At 63.9% G+C, this 1,549-nt stretch carries 2 protein-coding genes; one reads left to right on the top strand and one right to left on the bottom strand.

Translation table 11 applies throughout. The features are described 5' to 3' along the window. The coding region (locus ACRDUX_RS21120; RefSeq protein ID WP_526416152.1) for an LLM class flavin-dependent oxidoreductase at nucleotides 1-585 on the top strand (585 nt) is incomplete at its 5' end. A gap of 15 nt (nucleotides 586-600) precedes the next feature. Here ACRDUX_RS21120 and ACRDUX_RS21115 read toward each other — a convergent pair. Further along, nucleotides 601-1,549: class I adenylate-forming enzyme family protein (locus ACRDUX_RS21115; RefSeq protein ID WP_526416150.1), on the bottom strand; the 949-nt coding region annotated here is incomplete at its 5' end.

Below are 1,549 nucleotides of genomic sequence, written 5' to 3'. Positions count from 1 at the left end.
ATGAACCGACCGCTCCGCGAACGGATTCCGATGCTGCTGGCGGCGATCGGGCCGAAGAACGTCGCATTGGCCGCCGAGATCTTCGACGAGTGGCAGCCGTTCCTGTTCCATCCCGAACTGGCTCAGCGGGCCTTCGGCGAGGCGCTCGCAGCGGGTCGGGCCAAGCGGGATCCGGCGCTGGGTGAGCTCGGGATCGCCGTACAGACCTTCCTGCTGGTCACCGACGATTCCGAAACCGAAGCGGCCGCGTTGGAGGGCGTACGCAACCACGTCGCGCTCTATGTCGGTGGCATGGGCGCCAAGGGCAAAAACTTCTACAACACTCTGTTCACCCGCTACGGCTACGCCGACGAAGCCGAGTCGATCCAAGACCTCTATCTGCAAGGCAAGAAGCAAGAGGCCGTGGCCGCCGTACCCGACGAGTTCGTCCGCTCGATCGCCCTCGTCGGCCCGATCGGGCATATCCGGCAACGGGTCGAGGCCTATCGCGAGGCCGGGGTCAGTTGCCTCATCGCCGAGCCACTGGCACCGACACACGTTGAACGGGTCGACCACGTCGGGCAGCTCAAGGAACACACCGGCTAGCGAGCGCCTGCGACTTCAGAGCGCCAGCTGCTGCACGAGTTTGAATTTCTGAACCTTGCCCGTCGGTGTCTTGGGAAGATCGTCGGCGGCGCAGAACACGATTCTCTTGGGCACCTTGAACTTGGCCAGACTGGCCCGGCAGATCGCCAACACATCAGTCTCGGTGATCACCGCACCGGGAGCGGGAACGATGACAGCACAACCGACCTCACCCCAACGGTCGTCGACCAGTCCGATGGCGAACACTTGGCTGATATCGTCGTGCCTGGCGAGGAGATCCTCGATCTCCTTGGGCATCACCAGTTCGCCGCCGCTCTTGTAGAGCTCCTTGCTGCGCCCGGTGACCTGGAGGTATCCGTCGGGACGCACGACCCCGAGATCACCCGAGTGCAACCACGCGCCTCGCAGCGCCGCCGCCGTCTGCTCGGGTCTGTTCCAGAACCCCTGCATGACGGTCGGCCCACACGACACCAGCTCCCCTTCCTGCCCCTGGCCCAGGTCAGCACCAGTCGCCGGATCCACGGTCTTGTAGACGACCAGGTCGTCGGATCCCGGAACCGAGGCTGCGCCAGCCATTTTGGGTCGACCCACGGTCTCGGAGGTCAGATGCAGAGAATCTTCCGGCCGAGTGAGGGTCATCGCGCCGCCACACTCCGTCATCCCGTACCCGGTGACGATCTCCTGCACGCCGAAGTCCTGTGCAATCTGCGTCCAGAGCCAGATCGGTGCCGGGGCAGAGCCGCAGAGGATTGCCTTGAGAGAGGAGAGGTCATAATCCGATCGCACCGGGCTCTCCACCATGGCCACCGCCATGGTCGGTACGCAGAGAATGTCGGTGGCACGGTGGCGTTGGATTCCCGCGAAGTACCGTTCGGCGCTGAACTTGGTGAGCGGAATGATCGCACCGCCCACGTAGAGCACGGACAGCAGCCCCTCGATATAGCCGAACATGTGATAACTGGGC

It is taken from the genome of Mycobacterium sp. (genome assembly GCF_050701675.1).
Classification (GTDB): Bacteria; Actinomycetota; Actinomycetes; order Mycobacteriales; family Mycobacteriaceae; genus Mycobacterium.
The sequence above is the reverse complement of the archived record's forward strand: the minus strand, read 5'-3'. Positions and strand labels throughout refer to the sequence as shown.